The 21,140-nt window shown below is 40.6% G+C and carries 20 protein-coding genes; 8 read left to right on the top strand and 12 right to left on the bottom strand.

Going from position 1 to position 21,140, the window contains the following annotated elements:
• Positions 1-2 precede the first annotated feature (2 nt).
• Positions 3-830 (top strand): 2,3,4,5-tetrahydropyridine-2,6-dicarboxylate N-succinyltransferase, encoded by an 828-nt coding sequence (dapD, locus tag I6F53_RS02075; RefSeq protein ID WP_197238314.1) that lies wholly within the window; start codon positions 3-5, stop codon positions 828-830.
• Positions 831-960: 130 nt separating this feature from the next.
• Here dapD and I6F53_RS02070 read toward each other — a convergent pair whose 3' ends face one another.
• The 9 genes from I6F53_RS02070 to pspA form a co-directional block, all read right to left on the bottom strand.
• On the bottom strand, positions 961-2,046 hold the full coding sequence (locus tag I6F53_RS02070; RefSeq protein ID WP_197238313.1) for a hypothetical protein: 1,086 nt from the start codon (positions 2,044-2,046) through the stop codon (positions 961-963).
• Between the two features lie 248 nt (positions 2,047-2,294).
• A complete protein-coding gene (locus I6F53_RS02065; RefSeq protein ID WP_002958326.1) occupies positions 2,295-2,639 on the bottom strand; it encodes a 4a-hydroxytetrahydrobiopterin dehydratase in 345 nt (114 codons plus the stop codon).
• 37 nt (positions 2,640-2,676) lie between these two features.
• Complete coding sequence (phhA, locus tag I6F53_RS02060; protein ID WP_165740569.1) at positions 2,677-3,474, bottom strand: phenylalanine 4-monooxygenase; 798 nt, start codon at positions 3,472-3,474, stop codon at positions 2,677-2,679.
• Between the two features lie 237 nt (positions 3,475-3,711).
• Positions 3,712-4,893, bottom strand: coding sequence for a methionine gamma-lyase (gene megL, locus I6F53_RS02055; protein ID WP_197178587.1), 1,182 nt, complete (start codon positions 4,891-4,893; stop codon positions 3,712-3,714).
• A gap of 147 nt (positions 4,894-5,040) precedes the next feature.
• On the bottom strand, positions 5,041-6,066 hold the full coding sequence (locus I6F53_RS02050; RefSeq protein WP_166421616.1) for a TIGR01620 family protein: 1,026 nt from the start codon (positions 6,064-6,066) through the stop codon (positions 5,041-5,043).
• A complete protein-coding gene (locus I6F53_RS02045; protein WP_197119481.1) occupies positions 6,063-7,481 on the bottom strand; it encodes a YcjX family protein in 1,419 nt (472 codons plus the stop codon). Before I6F53_RS02045 ends, I6F53_RS02050 begins: the two co-directional genes overlap by 4 nt.
• 63 nt (positions 7,482-7,544) lie before the next feature.
• Positions 7,545-7,946: an envelope stress response membrane protein PspC gene (gene pspC / locus I6F53_RS02040; protein ID WP_197178589.1), complete on the bottom strand. Its 402-nt coding sequence runs from the start codon at positions 7,944-7,946 to the stop codon at positions 7,545-7,547.
• Positions 7,943-8,176, bottom strand: a complete 234-nt coding sequence (gene pspB, locus I6F53_RS02035) for an envelope stress response membrane protein PspB (RefSeq protein WP_024612319.1) — start codon at positions 8,174-8,176, stop codon at positions 7,943-7,945. The genes pspC and pspB overlap by 4 nt, the downstream gene beginning before the upstream one ends.
• Positions 8,177-8,243: 67 nt before the next feature.
• Positions 8,244-8,903, bottom strand: a complete 660-nt coding sequence (gene pspA, locus I6F53_RS02030; protein ID WP_197160136.1) for a phage shock protein PspA — start codon at positions 8,901-8,903, stop codon at positions 8,244-8,246.
• Positions 8,904-9,089: 186 nt separating this feature from the next.
• On the opposite strand from pspA, the gene pspF reads away from it, so the two are divergent.
• The 7 genes from pspF to I6F53_RS01995 all read left to right on the top strand — a co-directional run bounded on the left by pspF (position 9,090) and on the right by I6F53_RS01995 (position 16,020).
• Positions 9,090-10,154, top strand: a complete 1,065-nt coding sequence (gene pspF, locus I6F53_RS02025; protein WP_165728517.1) for a phage shock protein operon transcriptional activator — start codon at positions 9,090-9,092, stop codon at positions 10,152-10,154.
• Positions 10,155-10,169: 15 nt separating this feature from the next.
• The gene (locus tag I6F53_RS02020) at positions 10,170-11,777 is read left to right on the top strand and encodes an ABC transporter substrate-binding protein (RefSeq protein WP_165740564.1); all 1,608 of its coding nucleotides are present in this window, start codon (positions 10,170-10,172) and stop codon (positions 11,775-11,777) included.
• Complete coding sequence (locus I6F53_RS02015; RefSeq protein WP_166421611.1) at positions 11,777-12,811, top strand: ABC transporter permease; 1,035 nt, start codon at positions 11,777-11,779, stop codon at positions 12,809-12,811. Before I6F53_RS02020 ends, I6F53_RS02015 begins: the two co-directional genes overlap by 1 nt.
• Positions 12,798-13,691 (top strand): ABC transporter permease subunit, encoded by an 894-nt coding sequence (locus I6F53_RS02010; protein ID WP_166421610.1) that lies wholly within the window; start codon positions 12,798-12,800, stop codon positions 13,689-13,691. Before I6F53_RS02015 ends, I6F53_RS02010 begins: the two co-directional genes overlap by 14 nt.
• Positions 13,692-14,684, top strand: coding sequence for a peptide ABC transporter ATP-binding protein (locus I6F53_RS02005; protein ID WP_166421609.1), 993 nt, complete (start codon positions 13,692-13,694; stop codon positions 14,682-14,684). It abuts the gene before it with no gap.
• Positions 14,684-15,445 (top strand): ATP-binding cassette domain-containing protein, encoded by a 762-nt coding sequence (locus tag I6F53_RS02000; RefSeq protein ID WP_197238312.1) that lies wholly within the window; start codon positions 14,684-14,686, stop codon positions 15,443-15,445. The genes I6F53_RS02005 and I6F53_RS02000 overlap by 1 nt, the downstream gene beginning before the upstream one ends.
• A gap of 89 nt (positions 15,446-15,534) precedes the next feature.
• Positions 15,535-16,020, top strand: a complete 486-nt coding sequence (locus tag I6F53_RS01995) for a VOC family protein (RefSeq protein ID WP_197238311.1) — start codon at positions 15,535-15,537, stop codon at positions 16,018-16,020.
• Between the two features lie 67 nt (positions 16,021-16,087).
• Here the strand turns inward: I6F53_RS01995 and I6F53_RS01990 are convergent, their stop codons facing one another.
• From I6F53_RS01990 to lon, 3 genes are all read right to left on the bottom strand, one after another.
• Positions 16,088-17,989, bottom strand: coding sequence for a SurA N-terminal domain-containing protein (locus tag I6F53_RS01990; protein WP_197238310.1), 1,902 nt, complete (start codon positions 17,987-17,989; stop codon positions 16,088-16,090).
• 171 nt (positions 17,990-18,160) lie between these two features.
• Complete coding sequence (locus I6F53_RS01985; RefSeq protein WP_157823336.1) at positions 18,161-18,451, bottom strand: HU family DNA-binding protein; 291 nt, start codon at positions 18,449-18,451, stop codon at positions 18,161-18,163.
• A gap of 183 nt (positions 18,452-18,634) precedes the next feature.
• Positions 18,635-21,004 (bottom strand): endopeptidase La, encoded by a 2,370-nt coding sequence (lon, locus tag I6F53_RS01980; protein WP_197238309.1) that lies wholly within the window; start codon positions 21,002-21,004, stop codon positions 18,635-18,637.
• Positions 21,005-21,140 lie beyond the last annotated feature (136 nt).

The raw sequence follows: 21,140 nt of genomic DNA, 5'->3' as shown, positions 1-21,140 counted from the left end.
ACATGTCAGATTTAAAAACGATGATCGAAAACGCATGGGACAACCGCGATAGCATTAGCCCAAGCACAGTATCAAGCGACGTAAAACACGCTATTATCGACGCACTTGATTTACTTGATAGCGGCGCTGCACGCGTTGCTGAAAAAAAATCAGGTGAATGGGTTGTACACCAGTGGCTTAAAAAAGCAGTGTTACTGTCGTTTCGTATTCGCGACAACCAACCAATGAACGATGGCGTAAACCAGTTTTACGACAAGGTACCGCTTAAATTTAGCGACTACACCCCAGAGCAGTTTCAGCAAGGCGGTATGCGCGTAGTACCAAACGCAGTAGCACGTAAAGGCAGCTTTGTAGGTAAAAACGTTGTACTTATGCCATCGTACGTAAACATTGGCGCCTACGTTGACGACGGCACCATGGTTGATACATGGGCGACTGTAGGCTCGTGTGCACAAATTGGTAAGAACGTGCATTTATCAGGTGGCGTTGGCATAGGCGGCGTTTTAGAGCCTCTACAAGCTAACCCAACCATCATTGAAGACAACTGCTTTATTGGCGCACGTTCTGAAATTGTGGAAGGCGTAATTGTTGAAGAAGGCGCTGTAATTTCAATGGGCGTTTACATCAGCCAAAGCACCCGTATTTATGACCGCGAAACTGGCGAAATTCACTACGGCCGCGTACCAGCAGGCGCAGTAGTTGTTCCAGGCGCACTACCGTCAAAAGATGGCACCCACAGCCTTTACGCTGCAATCATCGTGAAAAAAGTAGACAAGCAAACACGCGAAAAAGTAGGCATAAACGCCCTACTCCGCTCAATTGATGAGTAATCGAAGGTTAGGTTGAGTGAAACGAAACCCAACGATACGTTGAAGTTAGGTGTTTTAGCTGAACTTTACTTGTATATAGAAAAGCTCTAAGCCTTTGGTTTAGAGCTTTTTTGTTTATGGCAATAAACTCTCAATCAAGCAGCATTATTTTTGTCTTAATGAATAACGTATTAACTGGATCTTCTATCTTAAAGTCATATATGTAGTCTGTTTCTTCATTAAATCTTTTTAGGTAATGATTAGCTAATGGATCGTAGCGACTCTCATGCAGCCAACTATAAAACTTCCCTAACTCATAACTTAGCTTTCGACTTAAATCTGATTTAGGCTCAAGAAGTCCGTCATTATCTAAATCTATAATATTCATCAATTGGAGATTTATTTTTATTTCATCAATTAATAACTCTAACGACCTTCTGTAATTAGCAGCCTTAATTTCAAGATCTGGCTCTAAAGGCTCGGCTTCGTAAACCATAATTAAATTATCAATAACATCATTATAATAATCATTGTTTAATCTTATCTCAGACTCATTTTTTAAAATATATAACTGCTCTAAATAGGATGCTTTAGTTTCTATAGGCTGCTTAGTTAAAATCAGCTTAAAATCGTTAAATAATTTTGTTATTGCTTGAGATAGAACATCCAGATAGTTGTATCTCTTAAGAAGGAAACAAAATAGTTCGTTAGAGTTAAGAACCATAACTAAATCACTCTCACCCACTTTATTGCTATATAAGTTAACAGTAAGCTCATCATTATCCATGTGGTCATCATAAGGCCAACTAGCAAACCTTTTACAGTCTGAATGATTCAAATTTACAGGGTGAGCACCAAATGACGCTCTTATTGATTTGAAGTAGCTGTTGTCGTCCTCATCAAATAAACGATTTGTAAAACACTCCTTTTCGCCGGAGAAAGGCAGAGTCCTCGGGTTTATAAACACTCGGTGTAGTTGGGTTATTGCTTCTGAAACGAGATCTATCGCAGAAATTAAAGAAAACATCTGCATTACACGCACATCAATATTTTCCTCAAATCCTGGGGTATGTTGTAAATACCTAATCGATACAGTGATCCAGTCCATACAAGAACAAATTAGATTCCATTGGTTTTTGTCATTTTTATTATGATAAGTGTTATAAACAAAACTTGAATTGGAATTTACCAGATCTCTAAAGTCAGAAATCTTGTCATCCTTGATCGCCTTTTCCATTAACTTTTACTCTGAAGCTAGTTATTAGCTCTAAAATATCACTAAAAATACAAACGTATAAAGAAAAAAGGAATCTTTTAATCTAGGCCAAAAAAATATTGGTGGTAAAACAAGCGCCGAAGTAAATAAGGTCATTAGAGGTTCGTTGGGTTTCGTTTCACTCAACCCAACCTACCAAAAAATCTCCCAAAACCAAAAAAGCACTTATAAAAATAAGTGCTTTTGTTGGTTTGCTCAATTAGTGTGGTTTACAGCGCGTTAAATACGTCGTCAGTTTTAGCTGCGCAAATAAAATCGTTTTTGTGTAGGCCTTTAATTGAATGGCTCCACCATGTAACCGTTACTTTGCCCCACTCGGTTAATAAACCTGGATGATGGCCTTCGTCTTCTGCCATGTCGCCTACTTTGTTAGTAAACGCGATAGCCTGTTTAAAGTTTTTAAATTTATAAACACGCTCAAGCTGCATAATGCCGTCGCGTACTTCTGGTACCCAGTCTGGGATTTTAGTAATTAATTGCGCTAACTCTTCGTCAGATACTTTTGGCGCATCGACATGACAGGCTTCGCATTTTTGTGCACTTAATGAAGACATTCTAAATCCTTACTTTTAGCTTTTTTAGCATTAATGTTTAACTGGCTAATTTTTCTTTTGGTGGAAATTTTGGGTCGTGCAAGCCAAGCTCTTTAGCTCGCTCAACCAAAGTCATAATATCCATTTGCGATATATCAAACAGATCATGAATCGAATTTATGGTGTAGTACTGTGGTTGCATAATATCAATACGGTACGGCGTACGCAGTACATCAAGCACATTCATTGGGCTGATTTCTGGGGTGTTTGAGTATACGTACTGGGTTTCACCTGGGCTTGATAAAATACCGCCGCCGTAAATACGCAGGCCATCTTCGGTTTGCATTAAACCAAATTCAACCGTAAACCAGTATATACGCGCAAGGTATACACGGTCCTTTTTCTGCGCTGCGTAACCTAATTGCCCGTACTTATGCGTAAACTCGGCAAAGTCAGGATTAGTTAGCATGGCGCAATGGCCAAATATTTCATGAAAAATATCTGGCTCTTGTAGGTAGTCAAATTCTTCGCGGCTACGAATAAATGTAGCTACCGGAAACTGCTTGTTTGCCAGTAATCTAAAAAACTCATCAAAGTCGATAAGCGCAGGTACTGGCGTAACTTGCCACCCAGTAGTGGCTAGCAATACTTCGTTTAGTTCGCTTAACTGAGGAATACGATCGTGCGGCAGGTTAATCTTTTTTAACCCTTGCATGTACTCATTGCAGGCTTTGCCTTCTATGCACGCAAGTTGGCGTGCTACAAGCTCAGACCAAATTTTATTTTCTTCATCACTCCAATGTATAACACCATTTTCGTCTGGTGTTTTGGATGTGTATTTACTTGCTTTAGCCATAAGTACCTTCTTGGGTGTGTGCCCTAAATCGGTGTCAGTGTGATACTCAAATCTATTGAATATCGAATGACCCCATACTATGCAAAAGTGAAGAAAAGTTTAATAGATAGGCTAACATCAGTATTTGGCACGATCACTACAATCGTAAATTTATAATTACACCTGTGGAACATTAAAAATACAGGCCTTAAATTAAAGGCCTGCAGCCTGACTTTTCACGTACACAATTAAATACACCTAGCCAATTTGAGTGAAAGCTTGGTTTAAATCACTAATAATGTCGTTAACATCTTCAAGCCCAACCGAGAGCCTGATCAGCCCATCACTTATTCCAGCGGCAGCTCGCTCCTCTGGCGTATAAGGCGAGTGGGTCATAGATGCAGGATGCTGAATCAGTGTTTCAGCGTCGCCTAGGCTTACAGCAAGTGTACAAAGTTTCATACTATCAATAAATTGCGCGCCATCTTGTAGCGTACCTTTTATTTCAAATGCAATAACACCACCAGCGGCTTTCATTTGGTTACCAATAAACTTATAACCTGGATGCGATTTAAGCCCAGGGTAATATACGGTACTTACTTGTGGGTGCGCTTCTAGATATTCAGCTATTATTTGTGCGCTTTGACAATGGCGCTCTATTCTAATAGCGAGTGTTTTTAGGCCTCGATTAATTAGCCATGCATCGTGCGGGCTTATGGTTGCACCAATATCTTTTAGTACGGTCATTTTAATGTGTGTTATGTGCTCAAGCGATCCACATACAATACCCGCTACTACATCACCATGGCCGTTTAAGTACTTGGTCGCACTGTGCATTATAATGTCGATACCGTATTTTTTAGGCGATTGCAGTAGCGGCGTTAAAAAGGTGTTGTCGACCACACTAATTAAATTGTGCTCTTTAGCAACTGCGCCAATCAGTGCCAAATCAATAACCGCCATAGTGGGGTTAATTGGCGTTTCTACAAATATCATTTTTGAATTAGGTTTAATGGCAGCGCGTAGTTCGTCCTCGTTGGTCATATCAACAAACGTGACTTCGATTCCCCAGCGCGGCAACATATGCGAGAAAAACGCAAAGGTACAACCATACAAAGCACTTGAGGCAACAAGGTGATCTCCCTGCGATAAAAAGCTCAGTACTGAGGCTGATACTGCCCCCATACCTGTTGCGGTTGCAGCTGCGGCTTCACAGCTCTCTAGTTGGGCAACTTTTTGTTCAAGCTCTGTGGTTGTGGGGTTTCCTAAGCGCGTATAGATATAGCCAGGTTCGTCGCCTGCAAAACGCGCAGCACCTTGTGCGGCGTTTTCAAAATGAAAGGTAGAGGTTTGATACAAAGGAGAAGTAAGTGCGCCGTGCGGGTCGTTTGCTTTTTGTGGTCCGTGAATACATTGGGTGTTTATATGATGCTTGCTCATTGTAGGCTCGTTTTTTGATTATTATGTTTTTGCGATTCAACAATCAAAACGTATGCGCTTACAAACAGCAAGCATGCCGGATGCTCAGATGGCTATTTGTGTAAAAACCGTGCAGCTCATGTTTGTACACAAATATTGCCACTACCCTTACTGCGTTGACTCCGCCTTTTTACGGCTCATAATTTTACCTGCGATGCTTTGCACAGTGCCTTTTAGTAAGCTGCGTTTGTTCTCAAGCCGTGGTAATGGGCGGCTAAGCTCCATTGCTTTGTAACCAATACGTGCAGTAAAAATACCCGCGCTTACGCCCTGCGCAGCCCGTCCCGAAAGCTTACCTAATAGCTCAGCACTCAATGCAGTTGCAGCAAGGTCAGATACAAGCTCTGCACTGCCTACAAACATTACTTGTTTTATTAGCATGCGGTATAGCTTTATACGGCTTGCGTAGCCAAAACCAATGCCGTAAATTTTACCAATTTGTTCAATCAGTTTAGTACCGCGCCAAAGCACAGCCATCATATCAACCAGCGCAAGTGGGCTTAGGGCAACTAGCAGTGCAGATTCAGTCGCAAAACGATTTATAAGCTTTTTAGCTTTGGTGTCTTGGGTTATTAATAAACTATTGGCGTACAGCGTCATGATTTCTTTGTCGCTGTGATGCATCGCTACTTGGTTTTTAAAGGTTTCAAAGTTATCAAGCTCTTGGTGTTTATTTAGCTTTTCGAGCCAAGGTAATGCACCACCTACTTGCTCGCTGTTTAAAAGCCTGTCGGCTTCAACTCGGTGCAATTGGTTACGCTTTAAACTGCGCAGCATTCGGTACTCTCGCCACAATAAGCGCCCTATTAGCAGCACACCACTTACAACCGCAGTTAAATAAACACTGCCTAAAATAATTGACTGCTCGAAAGCAAATACTAACGAGTACGCAAACTCTAAAAGCACCAGTACTATAAAACTAATAGCAAACACACCTTTAAGCGTTTGCCACTTTGACTTTTTGTACACAGGCTCAAGATCAATTTCGGGCTCTAATGCTTCATCTTCAAGTTCTTCGTAATCACTTTGTCCGTGCTGAATAATTTTTGCAGGTGCTAAAACGGGTTCGTTTTGCTCAATGCTTTGCGTATCTATACGACGCCCTGCTTGAAATGGTTGGTTTGACTCACTCATGTTAATTTGTCTCCTAGCAGGTACTGCATGACATGATCTAATCGAATATGTTTTAGTTGTTTATCGGGGCTCGGCATTGGAGAGAACGATAAAAACTCAAATCCCTGTGCTGGCCACTCACTTTTATTTAGCATCCGCGTGGGAGGCTGCGGCGGTAAATACGTAAGCCAATCAGGCTCGTTTAATGGTTTACCGTAAATGCAATCAAGCGCTTGGCCTTTGTCGGTAATTTGGCGCGGCTGCGTTGCTGTAATTGACGACATAGCCATGGTTTCTATTTGCACACCATCAAACTTTAAATGATTACTCTGTTCATGCACGAGCGAATCAAGCAGCAGTGCTAAATCTTTATGGTGTTTTGCACTTATGTGGTCTGACTTATTAGCTGCAAATAATATTTTATCTATGTTTGGTTTAAATAAACGTTTAAAAAAGCCTGACTCACCATAGTTAAAGTGCGCGAGTAATTGGTTTATTACACTGCTTTGCTCTTGTAGTGTTTCGTGCCCTTCGTTTAGCGCACTAAGTACATCGACAAGTACAATTTGGCGGTCAAAGTGCCTAAAATGCTCATTATAAAATGGTTTTACAACTTCTTTTATATAGGCGTTAAAACGCTTAATTAAATGCGCTAAATTAGACCCCGCAACGACATTGTCACTGTTTATTTCACCCGATACCGGAAAAAACAATAACAATGGCGCGCCTTGTAAGTCGCCAGGCATAAGCATGCGCCCGGGTTGTAACATGGCAAGTTTGGTATCTTTTTTAAGCCCTACTAACATGCTTTGATAAAGCTGAGCAATATGAGCAAGTGCGTTTTCATCTACAGGCGCATTTAAATCAAGTTGCTCAACAGCAGCTAGAAAATCACTTGATGTATTTACACGCGAAGGCTGAGTTAGTAACGGATATTGCTGTTCGCACCATTGAGAATAGCTTTGTTCAAGCATAGGTAAATCAAGAAGCCATTCACCCGGGTAGTCAATAATATCTAAATAAAGCGTTGATTGCGGCGAAAAGTGCCCACGCAGCCCTGCATTACTCTGATACTTTATTGCTAAGCGTAGTGTATTAATACGCTCGGTTGATGCAGGCCACGTAGGCATCCCATCGCTGGGTAATAATGAACTTAGCGCGCGCGTATAATTAAATGTAGGGACTTTTAACGCCTCTTGCGGCACAACTTTAGTGGCAACATGGCGATGCTCGCGCATTACATCAAAAAAAGGTAAGTTTTTATCGTCCGCTTGGGTTGTTAAGTGTTTAACAAGCGCGGTAATAAAGGCTGTTTTACCACTACCACTTAGGCCTGTTACGGCAAGTTTTACGTGTTGGTCTAAACTGCGATGAAGGGCTTTTTGTGCTTTGCCTTTAATACTTTTAAAGGTCTTTTTTGCAAATGATTGGCTCATAAAGTGTCTTGCACCTAATTTGCCGTAATTTATCACGCTGCAAATAAGGTGCTATTAAATCCTTTAAAGTTTGTTAATTTCACGGCTCACCGTAAACTCACTTGAAGTAACATGGCGCTCCATATCTTGAAGGCGAGTATCTACACGCGTTAAACGCTCTTTTAAATCTTGCAATGCGCGGCGCGGTGGCTCGCCCTTTTGCCATACTTTAAATTTTACTTCTAGTGGATCGTCATGTTTAGTTGAGCTGTTAGTTTGCGCTGTCGCGGGCTCTTTTTTATCTAAAATAAACCAGGCTGCAATATACGCTACCACAAATAATGGGCCACCCGTTAGCAGTACCGCACTAACAAATATAATGCGAACTAACCATAACTCCATATTAAAGTAGTCACTTAATCCCGCACATACGCCGGCTATTTTACCGCGTTGTGGGTCTCTTAATAATTCGCGTTTGGCACTCATACTTTGCGTCTCCATTGTGGTGACTCTTGATCAAGCAATGCTTCTAGTGTTTCGACTCTGTCGGCCATTTTTTCGGCTTTATGTGCAAGCTCAAGTAACTGGCGATGTTCGTGTTCACTTAAACCTTGGCTTACTTGTTTTTTGCTACGGTAGTGTAAAATTAACCACAGCGGTGCAACAAAAATCATAAACAAGATAAATGGTGCAACTAGTATCTCTGGATCAAACATAATCCTCTCCTGACAATCCGTTTTGATGTTTTTAAGCAGTGGGGTACTTTAAGTACCCCTTTATAAGTTATTTATCAGCTAGCTTCTTTTTAAGTTCGGCTAGCTCATCATCTATCTTTTCATTTTTTTGTAGATTAGCAATTTCGTCCGCTAACGTTTTTTTACCTAAATCGTAAGACTCAATTTGAGATTCTAGTCCATCAATTTTAGTTTCGTAACGTTCAAAGCGATTAAGTGCGTCTTCTACTTTTGAGCTATCAAGTGTCTTTTTCACTTCAAGGCGCGACTCAGCCGAACGTTGGCGAAGTATAATTGCCTTTTGACGTGATTTCGCATCTGCTAGCTTTTCTTGTAGTGTCGTTACTTCTTGTTGTAGTTTCTCGATATGAGACTCTACATGTTCAAGTTCACTCGCTACTGAAGTAACTGCATCTGCAGACTTTTGCTTTTCAAGTAAGGCTGAACGCGCTAAATCGTCGCGGTCTTTACTTAAAGCCAGCTCGGCTTTATCTTGCCAATCACTTACTTGTGCTTTAAGTGTATCTAGGCGGCGTACGATTTCTTTTTTCTCAGCTAATGTTTTAGCTGATGTAGAACGTACTTCAACAAGCGTATCTTCCATTTCTTGAATAATCAGACGAACCATTTTTTCTGGGTCTTCTGCTTTATCTAAAATGGCGTTGATATTAGAATTAACAATATCTGCAAAACGTGAAAAAATTCCCATAACATTTACCTCTGTAATTAAAACTTAGTTAGTCTGCTATAACTAGTATCAATATGCTTGCCAACTTTTTAAAAGTTAAAATACACTTTATTTTCATTACGTTAAACTAAATATACAAATTTCTTTAGTTATCCCTATTTATGAAATACACTAACTGTTAGTAAAAATGACCAAGAGTTAGGAAATATGAGCCAATATCGCCAACAGGATAATTTACTCGGCCAATCAGATAGCTTCCTGTCTGTATTAGATCAGGTATCGCAACTGGCTAATTTAGATAAACCGGTACTTATTATTGGTGAACGCGGCACAGGTAAAGAGCTAATAGCAGCACGCTTACACTTTTTATCAAAACGCTGGGATCAAAACTACGTAAAGCTTAACTGTGCAGCGCTTAACGAAAACCTGCTCGAAAGTGAATTGTTTGGCCACGAAAGCGGTGCCTTTACTGGGGCAAGTAAACGCCACGAAGGTCGTTTTGAACGCGCTAATAGCGGCACACTGTTTTTAGATGAATTAGCTAACACCTCCGCTATGGTACAAGAAAAACTGCTGCGCGTTATAGAATACGGTGAGTTTGAGCGTGTTGGCGGCAAACAAACTGTAAAAGTAGATACACGCTTAGTGTGTGCTACAAACGAAGATCTTCCTTATTTAGCTGAGCAAGGTGAATTTAGAAGTGACTTACTCGATCGCCTCGCCTTTGATGTAATTACCCTGCCGCCACTGCGCGAACGCCAAGACGATATTATGCTGCTTGCTGAACAATTTGCGATGAATATGGCGCGCGATTTAGAATGGGAACTCTTTAGCGGTTTTACCCGAAGCGCAACAGAAACACTGCTTAGTTATGATTGGCCTGGTAATATTCGCGAACTTAAAAATGTCGTTGAACGCAGTTTGTATCGCCATGGTAGTGAACATATCCCCGTTCACCAGATTATTTTAGACCCATTCGACAGCCCATTTAGACCAAAAGCGCGCATTAAAGCACCTGTAGCGGCTCAAACTGTTAATGCCGAGCCTATTGTGGTTGCGCAGCCGATTGCTCAAGCAAGCGCAGATATAACCCTTGATATTCAATTTCCGTGTAGCTTAAAAGAACGTTCAAACGACTTTGAAATAAACATGATTAATAAAGCGCTCGAACATAGCCAATTTAATCAAAAGAAAACTGCAGAAGTACTTGGTTTAACGTATCATCAATTACGTGGTTATCTTAAAAAATACAACTTGTTGGATCAACAATAGTCAGAGGTTATGCGGGTGCATAAATTATTACTTGTTTTGCTTGCCACCACTTTAGTTGGTTGCCTTGATAGCAAAGAAGAAATCATAGAAGAAAAAAACCAAGGCTTAGTTTACTGCGCTGAAGCCAACCCTGTGTCGTTTAATCCGCAAGTCACGACCACCGGTTCAACTATTGATATAATTGCTAACCAATTATACGACCGTCTAATTAGCATTGACCCTGTTACGGCAGAGTTTCAAAGTGAGCTGGCAACCGATTGGAAAATTAGTAAAGATGGTAAATCGGTTACCTTTACCCTGCGTAAAGATGTAAAGTTTCATACTACTTCTTATTTTACCCCCTCGCGGGATTTTAACGCCGACGACGTTATATTTACCTTTAGCCGATTATTCGATGTATACAATCCATATCACTTTGTGGGCGATGCCAATTACCCGTATTTTCAAAGTGTGGGGATTGATCAACTTATTCGTAAAATTGTCCGCGTGTCTGACTATCAAGTCCGTTTTGAATTGTTTAATCCTGAAAGTAGCTTTTTAGCCAATATGGCTACCGACTTTGCTGTGGTGCTTTCAGAAGAATACGCCATGAAACTTAAGAAAAACAATCAAGAAAACTTATTTGATCAGTACCCAATTGGTACCGGTCCGTATATTTATAAAGAATATCGTCGAGATCACCTTGTACGCTTTTACCGTAATCCACTTTATTGGAAGCACGATGTAGCACTTGAGCAACTCGTTTACGACATAACGCCTAATGGCACTGCGCGCATAGCCAAAATGCTGACTAAAGAGTGCGATGTAACGGCTCACCCAAGTAGTGCGCAATTAAGTATTTTAGCGCAACGCGATGATATAAATATCGAAAAAGAAACAAACTTAAACATAGGTTATTGGGCGTTTAATACAGAACGTGCCCCATTTGACGATTTACGCGTACGCCAAGCACTCGCGCATGCAATAGATGTAGATAAAATAATGCAGGCGGTTTATTACGGTAACGGTACTCGCGCACAATCTATTTTGCCACCAACCTCTTGGGCGTTTGAGCCACAAGAAGATATTCCTACGTTTGATCCAGAACTTGCTAAAAAGTTACTTATTGAAGCAGGCTTACCTGATGGCTTTGATATGACAATATGGGCTATGCCTGTGAGTCGTATTTATAACCCTAACGCACGTAAAATGGCTGAGCTTATGCAAAGTGATTTACGCAAAGTGGGCGTTAATGTAAGCATTGTAGAATATGAGTGGAACACGTTTATTCAGCGTATTGGCGAGCACAGGCACGACAGCGTGTTACTTGGTTGGGCGGCAGATACACCCGATCCTGATAACTTTTTTAGCCCACTGCTCAGTTGTACCGCTACTTTTAGTGGCAAAAACCCAGCAAACTGGTGTAATCCCCAATTTGATTTATTGCTTACTCAAGCACTCGACACCACTGATTTAAACAAACGTAAAAAATACTACGACGATGCACAAAGTTTGATTATTAAAGAGCTGCCGTTATTGCCTATTGCTCATGGCCTGCGCTTTCAAGCGAGTAGCGCCGATGTGGAAGGCATAACACTTGGCCCGTTTGGCGCTATTTCGCTTGCCAATGCGAGGAAAAAATAATGATCTTAGATTATATTTTACGCCGCCTTGGTTTATTCCTTTTTATGATACTAATGCTTAGTGTATTTACGTTTTCGCTAGCGTATTTATTTCCTGGTGATCCACTCAGTAATTTAAGTGGCATACCGAGCAGTAACTTTGCACAGCATAGTGAGCTTGAAGACAAATATTTATACAACAGCAATTACTTTATGCAATACATTGCCTTTTTAGGGCGAATATTTCAGGGTGATTGGGGGTTTTCGTTTGCCTCGGGTAACAGCGTCTTTAGCCATATTGTTGATTTGCTACCGGCCACTTTAGAGCTAAGTATTTATGCTTTAATTGTATCGGTTGTTGTTGGTGTACCTTCGGGTATTTTAGGCTCTGGCTATCATAAACGTTGGCCCGACAAGCTTATAAACTCGACCACTATGGTTGGGTATTCGATGCCTGTATTTTGGCTCGCATTATTGTTAATTATGGTTTTTTCATTAAAGCTTGGCTGGTTTCCTATGTCGGGCAGAATGGGACTACTTTACGAAATACCCGCAAATACTGGGTTTATTTTAATTGATATTGCACTTGCTGGCTTTCCGTATAAAGGCATGGCTTTTATTGATGCGCTGCGCCACTTAACACTTCCGACTATTGTACTGGCTATGTATCCAACCACGGTATTAGTGCGCTTTACTCGCGAGTCGATGCTTAAAGTAATGGATCAAAACTTTATTAAAACAGCTAGGGCAAAAGGCCTTAACCGCCGTCAACTTATCATGCACCATGCACTGCGTAATGCATTACTGCCGGTAATTAAGCAAATTGGTTTGCAATTTAGTACGCTAATAACGCTTGCGATGATTACCGAAGTTATTTTTTCGTGGCCGGGTATTGGCCGATGGCTAATCGATAGTATTTATCAGCGTGACTTTCCTGCAATTCAAGGCGGATTAATGGCGGTATCTTTATTTGTTATTTTAGCTTCTATTACAGCTGAACTTACTTACACTTTATTCGATCCACTCTCGCGGAATCAGGCTCATGGCAAAGTTTAATTTATTTTCTGAAGAGTCGAATAAATCGCCACTCGCGCGACTTTGGCGAAAGTTTAAAAATAACCACCCTGCTTTGGTTGGTTTATGGATATTTATAGCGTTTGCACTATTAGCCGCCACCGCTCCTTTTTTAGCCCCGTATGGTGTAAATCAACAACACAGTGATGCACTACTTATTCCACCATCGTGGCGAGAAATGGGCGATGTACGCTTTCTTTTAGGTACCGATGATTTAGGCCGTGATGTACTCTCGCGCTTAATGAATGGGGCTACGTATACGTTTGGCCTTTCTGTTGTAGCCGCCCTAATCACCACTATTTTTGGTGTATTAGTAGGTACTTTTGCAGGGATTAGTAAAGGGCTGCGTTCAAGCTTTTTAAATCATTTACTTGATATAACGCTTTCTATTCCTTCTTTGTTATTGGCAATAATCATAATCGCCATACTCGGCCCAGGTTTAATGAATACCGTATGGGCCATTATTTTAGCGTTACTGCCGCAGTTTATTCACTCAGTGCGTAACCTGATTGTTGATGAATTAAGTAAAGACTACATTACTGCGTTTAAACTCGATGGCGCATCTAATTGGCATATTATATCGCGCGGTATTTTCCCTAATATTTATGAGCATATTGTGGTTATATTCACGATGGCGCTTTCTACCGCTATATTAGATATTTCAGCACTGGGATTTTTAAAATTAGGGGCTCAGCCACCAACGACCGAATGGGGCGCAATATTAGCCGAAAACCTAGGCCTTATTTATTTAGCGCCGTGGACTGTAGCGCTACCTGGTGTGCTGTTATTTTTAGCCGTGTTATCTACTAATTTAGTAGGCGATGGCCTGCGACAAGTGCTTAAAGCACGTAAGGCTGATTAAATGCAATTACTCGATGTTCGTAACTTAACAATTGAACTACGTACCTCTGAAACTGTAATTAGAGCCGTAGACAGAGTGAGTTTTAGCTTAAAAGAAGGCGAAGTACATGCGCTTGTAGGCGAGTCTGGCTCTGGTAAAAGCCTAATAGCAAAAGCGATTATTGGTGTATTGAACGAACGCTGGGATATTACTGCCGACCGTATACATTGGCGCGGCGTAGACTTAATGCGTTTAAGCCCAGAAAAGCGCCGTAAAATAGTAAGCCAAGATATAGCGATGATCTATCAAGATCCAAGCCGCTGCCTTGACCCAACCGCTAAAATATTTGATCAAATTGCCGAAACACTCCCTGAGGTAGCAACTAAAGGTTTCTTTTTAAAACGCAACCGCGAAAGAAAAGACAGAGTAAAAGCACTTATTCATAAAGTGGGTATTAAAAACCACGAAGCGGTACTAAGTAGTTACCCCCATGAGCTCTCCGAAGGCGTATGCCAAAAAGTAATGATTGCGATGGCCATTGCTCGCACGCCTAAGTTATTAATAGCTGATGAGCCAACTACAGCGCTTGAAAGCACAACTCGCGCACAAGTATTTAGGTTATTAAAAAGCTTAAACCAGCTTAAAAACATGTCTATTTTAATGATTTCTCATGAACTTGAAGAGATTGCACATTGGTCGCATGGTATTCATGTTTTATATTGCGGGCAAATGGTTGAAGCAGGCCCAACTCATGAAATATTTAAACAGCCTCGCCATCCATACACGCAAGCCTTATTAAAAAGTTTGCCAGACTACGAACAAGGTTTAGCGCATAAAGAACCTTTTTATGCCCTTAAAGGAACTATCCCTACCCTGCAACATTTACCTATTGGCTGCCGCCTCGGGCCGCGCTGCCCGCAAGCGCAAAAAGCCTGCGTGGTAACTCCCACCCTAACTAAGCATCATGGTCATAGTTATGCGTGCCATTTTCCGTTAATTAAGGACATGAAATAATGCAGCCGCTACTTAAAGTACAAGCGCTATCAAAAACATTTAATGTGCGAGCTGGGCTTTTTTCACGTAAAAAATTTGAAGTACTTAAGAATATTTCATTTTCTGTGGGTAAAGGCGAAAGTATAGCCATAATTGGTGAAACAGGTGCAGGTAAAAGTACGTTAGCAAAACTACTTTCAGGAGCTGATACTGCTGATAGCGGGCAAATTTTGCTCGAAAATAATATTATTGAAGACAATGGCGTACGCGATAATCAATGTCGCCATATTCGTATGATTTTTCAAGACTCTGCTGCATCGCTCAACCCGGGGTTAACCATTGGCGAAATGCTTGATGATTGCCTGCAATATAATACTGAGCTTGATGAAGCCGAACGAACTGAGAAGATTGATGCAACGCTCTCAAAGGTGGGTTTGTTAATCGATCATAAACACTACTACCCGCATATGTTTAGTGTGGGGCAATTACAACGTGTAGCATTTTCTCGCGCATTAATTTTAGATCCTAAGGTGATTGTGCTCGATGAAGCCGTTTCGTCTTTAGACCCTTCTATACGTGCGCAAATAGTGAATTTATTACTTAAGCTGCAGCGCGATACAGGCCTTACGTACGTCCTGATCACCCATCATTTAAGCCTAGTGCGTCATATCAGTGATTATGTGGTTGTACTCGATAAAGGCGAAGTAGTTGAATACGGCCCGACTGAAGATGTTTTTCAAAACCCTCAATCAAAAGTAACGCAGCGATTACTTAGCTGCTAAAAACAGCTTATAAATTTATACCTTTTTTGTAAGGTAACCGTATTTAGATGGGTCTTGTTGTTAACTTTATTTAATTAACAAGAGACCTCATGCTTAAAAACACGTTATTGCTTAGCCTTTCCCCCTTACTCCTTTTGTCTGCCTCAGCCATTGCTGATACATCAAAAAACGTTAAAAATTGGGTTGGCGGTGTTGATCACCTTGGTTTAACAGTGTCCAATTTAGATTCATCTAAAGTGTTTTTTACAGATGTACTTGGTTTTAAAGTGCTGGGAAATGACCCAACCTATCCTGCTTATTTTTTATCTAATAACAAAATAACTATTACACTGTGGCGCGTTAAAAATGATGACAAGCGTGTAGAGTTTAATCGGGCAGACAATGTGGGGTTACATCATTTAGCACTCAGTGTTGAAAGTATCAAAAAGTTAAGCGAGCTACATGAACACTTAAAAATGCAAAATAATATTATTATAGAGTTTGCACCAGAGAACTTAGGAAAAGGCCCAACGCAACATATGATGATTAGAGAGCCTAGCGGCAATCGGATTGAGTTTATTGCCAGAGGTAATTAATACCCACTTTATTCAAGACAATAAAAAAGGCGCTTTAAAAAGCGCCTTTTTTTATGAACTAAATTAATTATTCAACAGTTTGTGTAGCCGTTGGTAAATTAAGCTCAGCATTTGCTTTAAGCGCTTCAATAAATACCATGTAGTTTTTATTAGCTTGCGCCATAGTAATACTTTGTTTTGCTTGAGGGTCAATGTTAGCTGCAACTTGTGCATCTGTTACCGACTTAAGCGCAACAATTGCTGCATCACCATTATTTAAATTAACAAGCTCAACTACTGCAGAATCTGCTGGGTGAGCCATCTTAAATGCTTGAGTCACAATAGCAGGTGAAACAGTGTAGCTTTGACGCGTTAACTGCGCTTCTTGGCGAACCGTTAAACTTTGCTCGTTTGCTACATCGTTTAAGCTCTTACCTGCTTGTACTTCTGCAAATAAGCTACGCGCTTTTTCTTTAGCAAGCTCAGATGATTTTTCGTTAACTAAACGCGCTTTAATTTGCTCGCTTACTTCATCCAGTGGTTTAGTCGCAGCAGGTTTATGCTCGTTAATACGAACAATAATTGCGTGCTCTTCACCCAGTTCAATAACTTCAGAGTTTACTTTATCTTCAAGTAAATCAACTGATGTTAGTGCTGTTACAACTGCAGGACTGTTTAACGGCTCTGGTAGAGCATTAAGTGCTAAAAGAGGTGTAGATTTAACTTCTACGTCAGCAACTTCTGCAGCGTCGTCTAAGCGGTCTGAAATTTCAAATGCAAGTGCACCCATTTCTGTTTGCTTTTCGTAAAACGCATCTACTTTTTCAGCTTGTTCTAGTTCAGCACGTAAGTCAGCTTTAACATCGTCATACGCTTTAACTTGTTGTGGTTGAATATCTGTCAGTTTAATTATGTGATAACCAAACTCAGAAGCAACAACTTCAGAAATATCACCTTTGTTTTGAAGTGCGAAAGTCGCGTCTTCAAATGCAGGGTCCATTACGTCACGTTCTATCCATTCAAGATCGCCGCCCATTTCGCCACTAACGATATCGTCAGATGATGACTCTGCTAACTCAGCAAAGTCTGCACCTTGCTCTAGTTGTGCATGAAGTGCATTAGCTTTTTCTTTTGCTGCGTCATCGTCTTCACTGTTATCAATTAAGATATGTGATACGCGACGTTTTTCTGGCTCAACGTATTGTGCTTTATTTTGCTCGTAATACGCTTTAACGTCATCCTCGGTCACCGATTCAACATTAATATCTGCTGCTTTAAGCTCAATGTAACTTACTGAAATAAGCTCTGGAGACAAAAATTGTGATGCGTTTAGGTCATAGTAATCAGACACTTCTTGATCTGATACTTCAACGTTCGCGGCAAGCGCCTCTTTGTTTACTACTACATAATCAATACTACGAGTTTGCTGCTGTAGAGCAATTGCGCTTTTAAGCTCGCTCTCTAGTGCAAAGTCTGTACCTGCAACAGCCGATACTACTTGGCTGCGTGTCATATCTTTACGTAAGTATTCACGAAAAGCATCTGGTTGAAAGTTCATTTGACGAATTACTTGTAAGTAACGGTCGTTATTAAATTTTTCACCAATTTGAAAGTACGGTAGTTCTAAAATTGTTTTACGTACACTTTCGTCACTTACGCGAAGGCCTAAATCAGCCGCTAGCTGTGATTGCAATTCTTGTTGTACTAAGCGGTCAACTACACCTTGGCGAATTTGCGCCATGTAATTTGGATCAGCCGCAATTTGTGTAAAGTATTCACCAAATTGTTGCTCTAAACGGCTACGTTCATTTTGGTAAGCACGGTTAAAATCGGTTTGACTAATTTTAATTCCATTTACTTCAGCAACGGGTTGTTCTGTGGTTTGACCTAAGTAACTACCGATCCCTGCTAAGGCAAAAGATAAAATCACCGCGCCTAAAATTATTTTGGCTACAGGTCCTTGCGAACCTTCTCTGATTTTCTCAAGCATTTGTTTATCTCTTTTTGATCAAGGTATTTTACCTTGTCACATGTAAAAAAAGCGTATCTTACCAGATACGCTTTTTCACTTGAAGTAACTGGCGGTAAAGTTACTTAATTCATCTGTTGTGGTGAATCAGTAACTTTACACTCGCCATAACTAATGTGTTTAAAACAGTGATTAGTTTACTGCGTCTTTAAGCGCTTTACCGGCTTTAAAAGCCGGAATAGTTGCAGCAGCAATTTGGATTGTTTCACCAGTTTGCGGGTTACGGCCTGAACGTGCAGCACGGTCACGTACTGAGAAAGTACCAAAACCAACAAGTGCAACTGAGTCGCCTTCTTTTAGCGCGCCAGATACAGATTCGATGAATGAATCTAGTGCACGACCTGCAGCCGCTTTAGAAATGTCAGCATCAGCTGCGATTTGATCGATTAATTGAGATTTATTCACAATATCATCCTCTTTCATTGTTATTATCAAGAGCGATGGTTTTTTAAACTAACATCACTGTTTTTAAAATTTTAGAGCAAACTTTTAATGCTCACATGATTATATTTTTCTTAAGCCTACGCCCCATAAGGGCTAGGCTTGAAAACCAGTGCTTAACTTATCATACCGTTTAGATTTGAAAAGCCCTAAAAAGCATTTTTTTTAGCTTTTTTCTTGGTTTTTAGGTGTTTCGACCGAAAAACTCTCAACAGGATGCACTAAAGCAAGCTTTAACACCTCGTCAATCCAAGTAACTGGGTGAATATCCAAGCCTGCCAGCACGTTTTCTGGGATCTCTTTTAAGTCACGTTCGTTAACTTTTGGAATGATGACTGTTTTAATTCCACCACGATGCGCCGCTAATAATTTCTCTTTAAGGCCACCAATAGGAAGCACTTCACCACGTAGCGTAATTTCACCGGTCATTGCAACATCTGCTCGTACAGGATTACCTGTTAAGCTAGATACAAGACCTGTTACCATTGCTGCGCCCGCACTTGGACCATCTTTTGGTGTTGCGCCCTCAGGTACGTGTACGTGAATATCACGTTTTTCGTAAAAGTCGCTATTAATACGAAATGTATCTGCGCGATTACGTACTACCGTCATTGCCGCTTGAATCGACTCTTGCATTACATCGCCCAGTGAACCGGTATAAGTTAACTTGCCTTTACCTGGTACCGCTGCACATTCGATTGTTAGCAAATCACCGCCAACTTCTGTCCATGCTAAGCCTGTAACTTGACCAATGCGGTCGCCATCTTCAGCTTTACCATAGTCAAAGCGTTGTACACCTAAAAAGTCTTCTAGGTTATCTTGATTGATAGTTACTGTTTTAGTGTCTTTTTCAATTAAGATATTTTTAACTGCTTTACGGCATAATTTTGAAATTTCGCGCTCTAAATTACGTACACCCGCTTCACGCGTGTAATAACGAATAATGCCAATAATTGCACTATCATCAATTTCAATCTCATGCTCTTTTAAGCCATTGCGCTTAACTTGCTTGGTGATTAAGTGTTCTTTTGCAATGTTTAGCTTTTCATCTTCGGTGTAACCCGATAAGCGAATAACTTCCATACGATCCAATAATGGACCAGGAATATTAAAGCTATTTGATGTAGCTACAAACATAACATCAGATAAATCGTAATCAACTTCGAGGTAGTGATCCGCAAAGTGACTGTTTTGCTCAGGATCAAGTACTTCTAAAAGTGCTGATGCTGGGTCGCCACGCATGTCTGATGACATTTTGTCGATTTCATCTAACAAGAACAGTGGATTTTTAACGCCCACTTTAGTCATGTTTTGAATTAGCTTACCTGGCATCGAACCGATGTAAGTACGACGATGCCCACGAATTTCAGCTTCATCACGTACGCCGCCAAGCGCCATACGAATATATTTACGACCAGTAGAACGCGCAATAGATTGACCTAATGACGTTTTACCGACACCTGGTGGGCCCACTAAACACAAAATTGGCCCTTTAAGCTTATTAGTACGCTGTTGTACCGCGAGGTACTCTAAAATACGTTCTTTAACTTTATCTAAGCCATGATGATCGCTATCAAGGATTTTTTGTGCGCCTGCTAAGTCTTTCTTCACTTTAGAGCGTTTTTTCCATGGCACATTAATTAACGTGTCGATATATGAGCGCACTACGGTAGCTTCTGCAGACATTGGCGACATCATTTTAAGCTTATTAAGCTCTGTGGTCGCTTTTTCTTGTGCTTCTGTTGGCATACCCGATTCTTCGATGCGCTTTTTAAGTGCTTCAAATTCGTCAGGTACATCGTCAAGTTCACCAAGCTCTTTTTGAATGGCTTTCATTTGCTCGTTGAGGTAATACTCGCGTTGAGATTTTTCCATCTGCTTTTTAACGCGGGTACGAATTTTCTTCTCAACTTGTAATAAGTCTATTTCGCCTTCCATTAATGCCATTAAATATTCAAGACGTTCTGTCACGCTTGAAATTTCTAGCACTTTTTGCTTTTCAGGTACTTTTAATGGCATGTGTGCAGCCATTGTATCGGCTAAGCGCGCAGGCTCATCGATACCTGAAACTGAAGTTAGTACCTCAGGTGGAATTTTTTTATTAAGCTTTACATAGCCTTCAAACTGGCTAATCGCGCTGCGAATAAATACATCTTGCTCTTGCTCATCAATTAAATCAGATTCAATAAATTGAGCATTAGCAACAAAAAAGTCATCGTTATCAACAAAGTCTTCAATTTGCGCGCGCTGTGTACCTTCCACTAAAACTTTTACTGTACCGTCTGGTAATTTTAATAACTGAAGTACAGTGGCAATAGTCCCGATACGATAAATATCATCTTGTTCTGGTTCATCTACAGTTGCATCTTTTTGTGCAACCAAGAAAATTTGTTTGTCTTTGTCCATTGCCGCTTCTAGGCATTTTATTGATTTTTCACGGCCTACAAAAAGCGGGATCACCATGTGCGGGTATACCACAACATCGCGCAGTGCTAGGACTGGGATTTCGACTAGGTCGGTTCTCTCAAGCGTCATTATAGTTTCTCTTCGCACTTCATTTATTTTAAAGATTACTCAAGTATATGGGGATAACCTAATTAAAGTTCAACAATTTTCCCTTACTCGATTAAATTAATTATAAAAAAAGGAGCCTAAGGCTCCTTTTTTCATT

The organism is Pseudoalteromonas sp. SWN29 (assembly GCF_015864465.1).
GTDB lineage: Bacteria > Pseudomonadota > Gammaproteobacteria > Enterobacterales > Alteromonadaceae > Pseudoalteromonas.
Note: the sequence above shows the minus strand (reverse complement) of the source record. Positions and strands in the feature narration are given on the sequence as shown.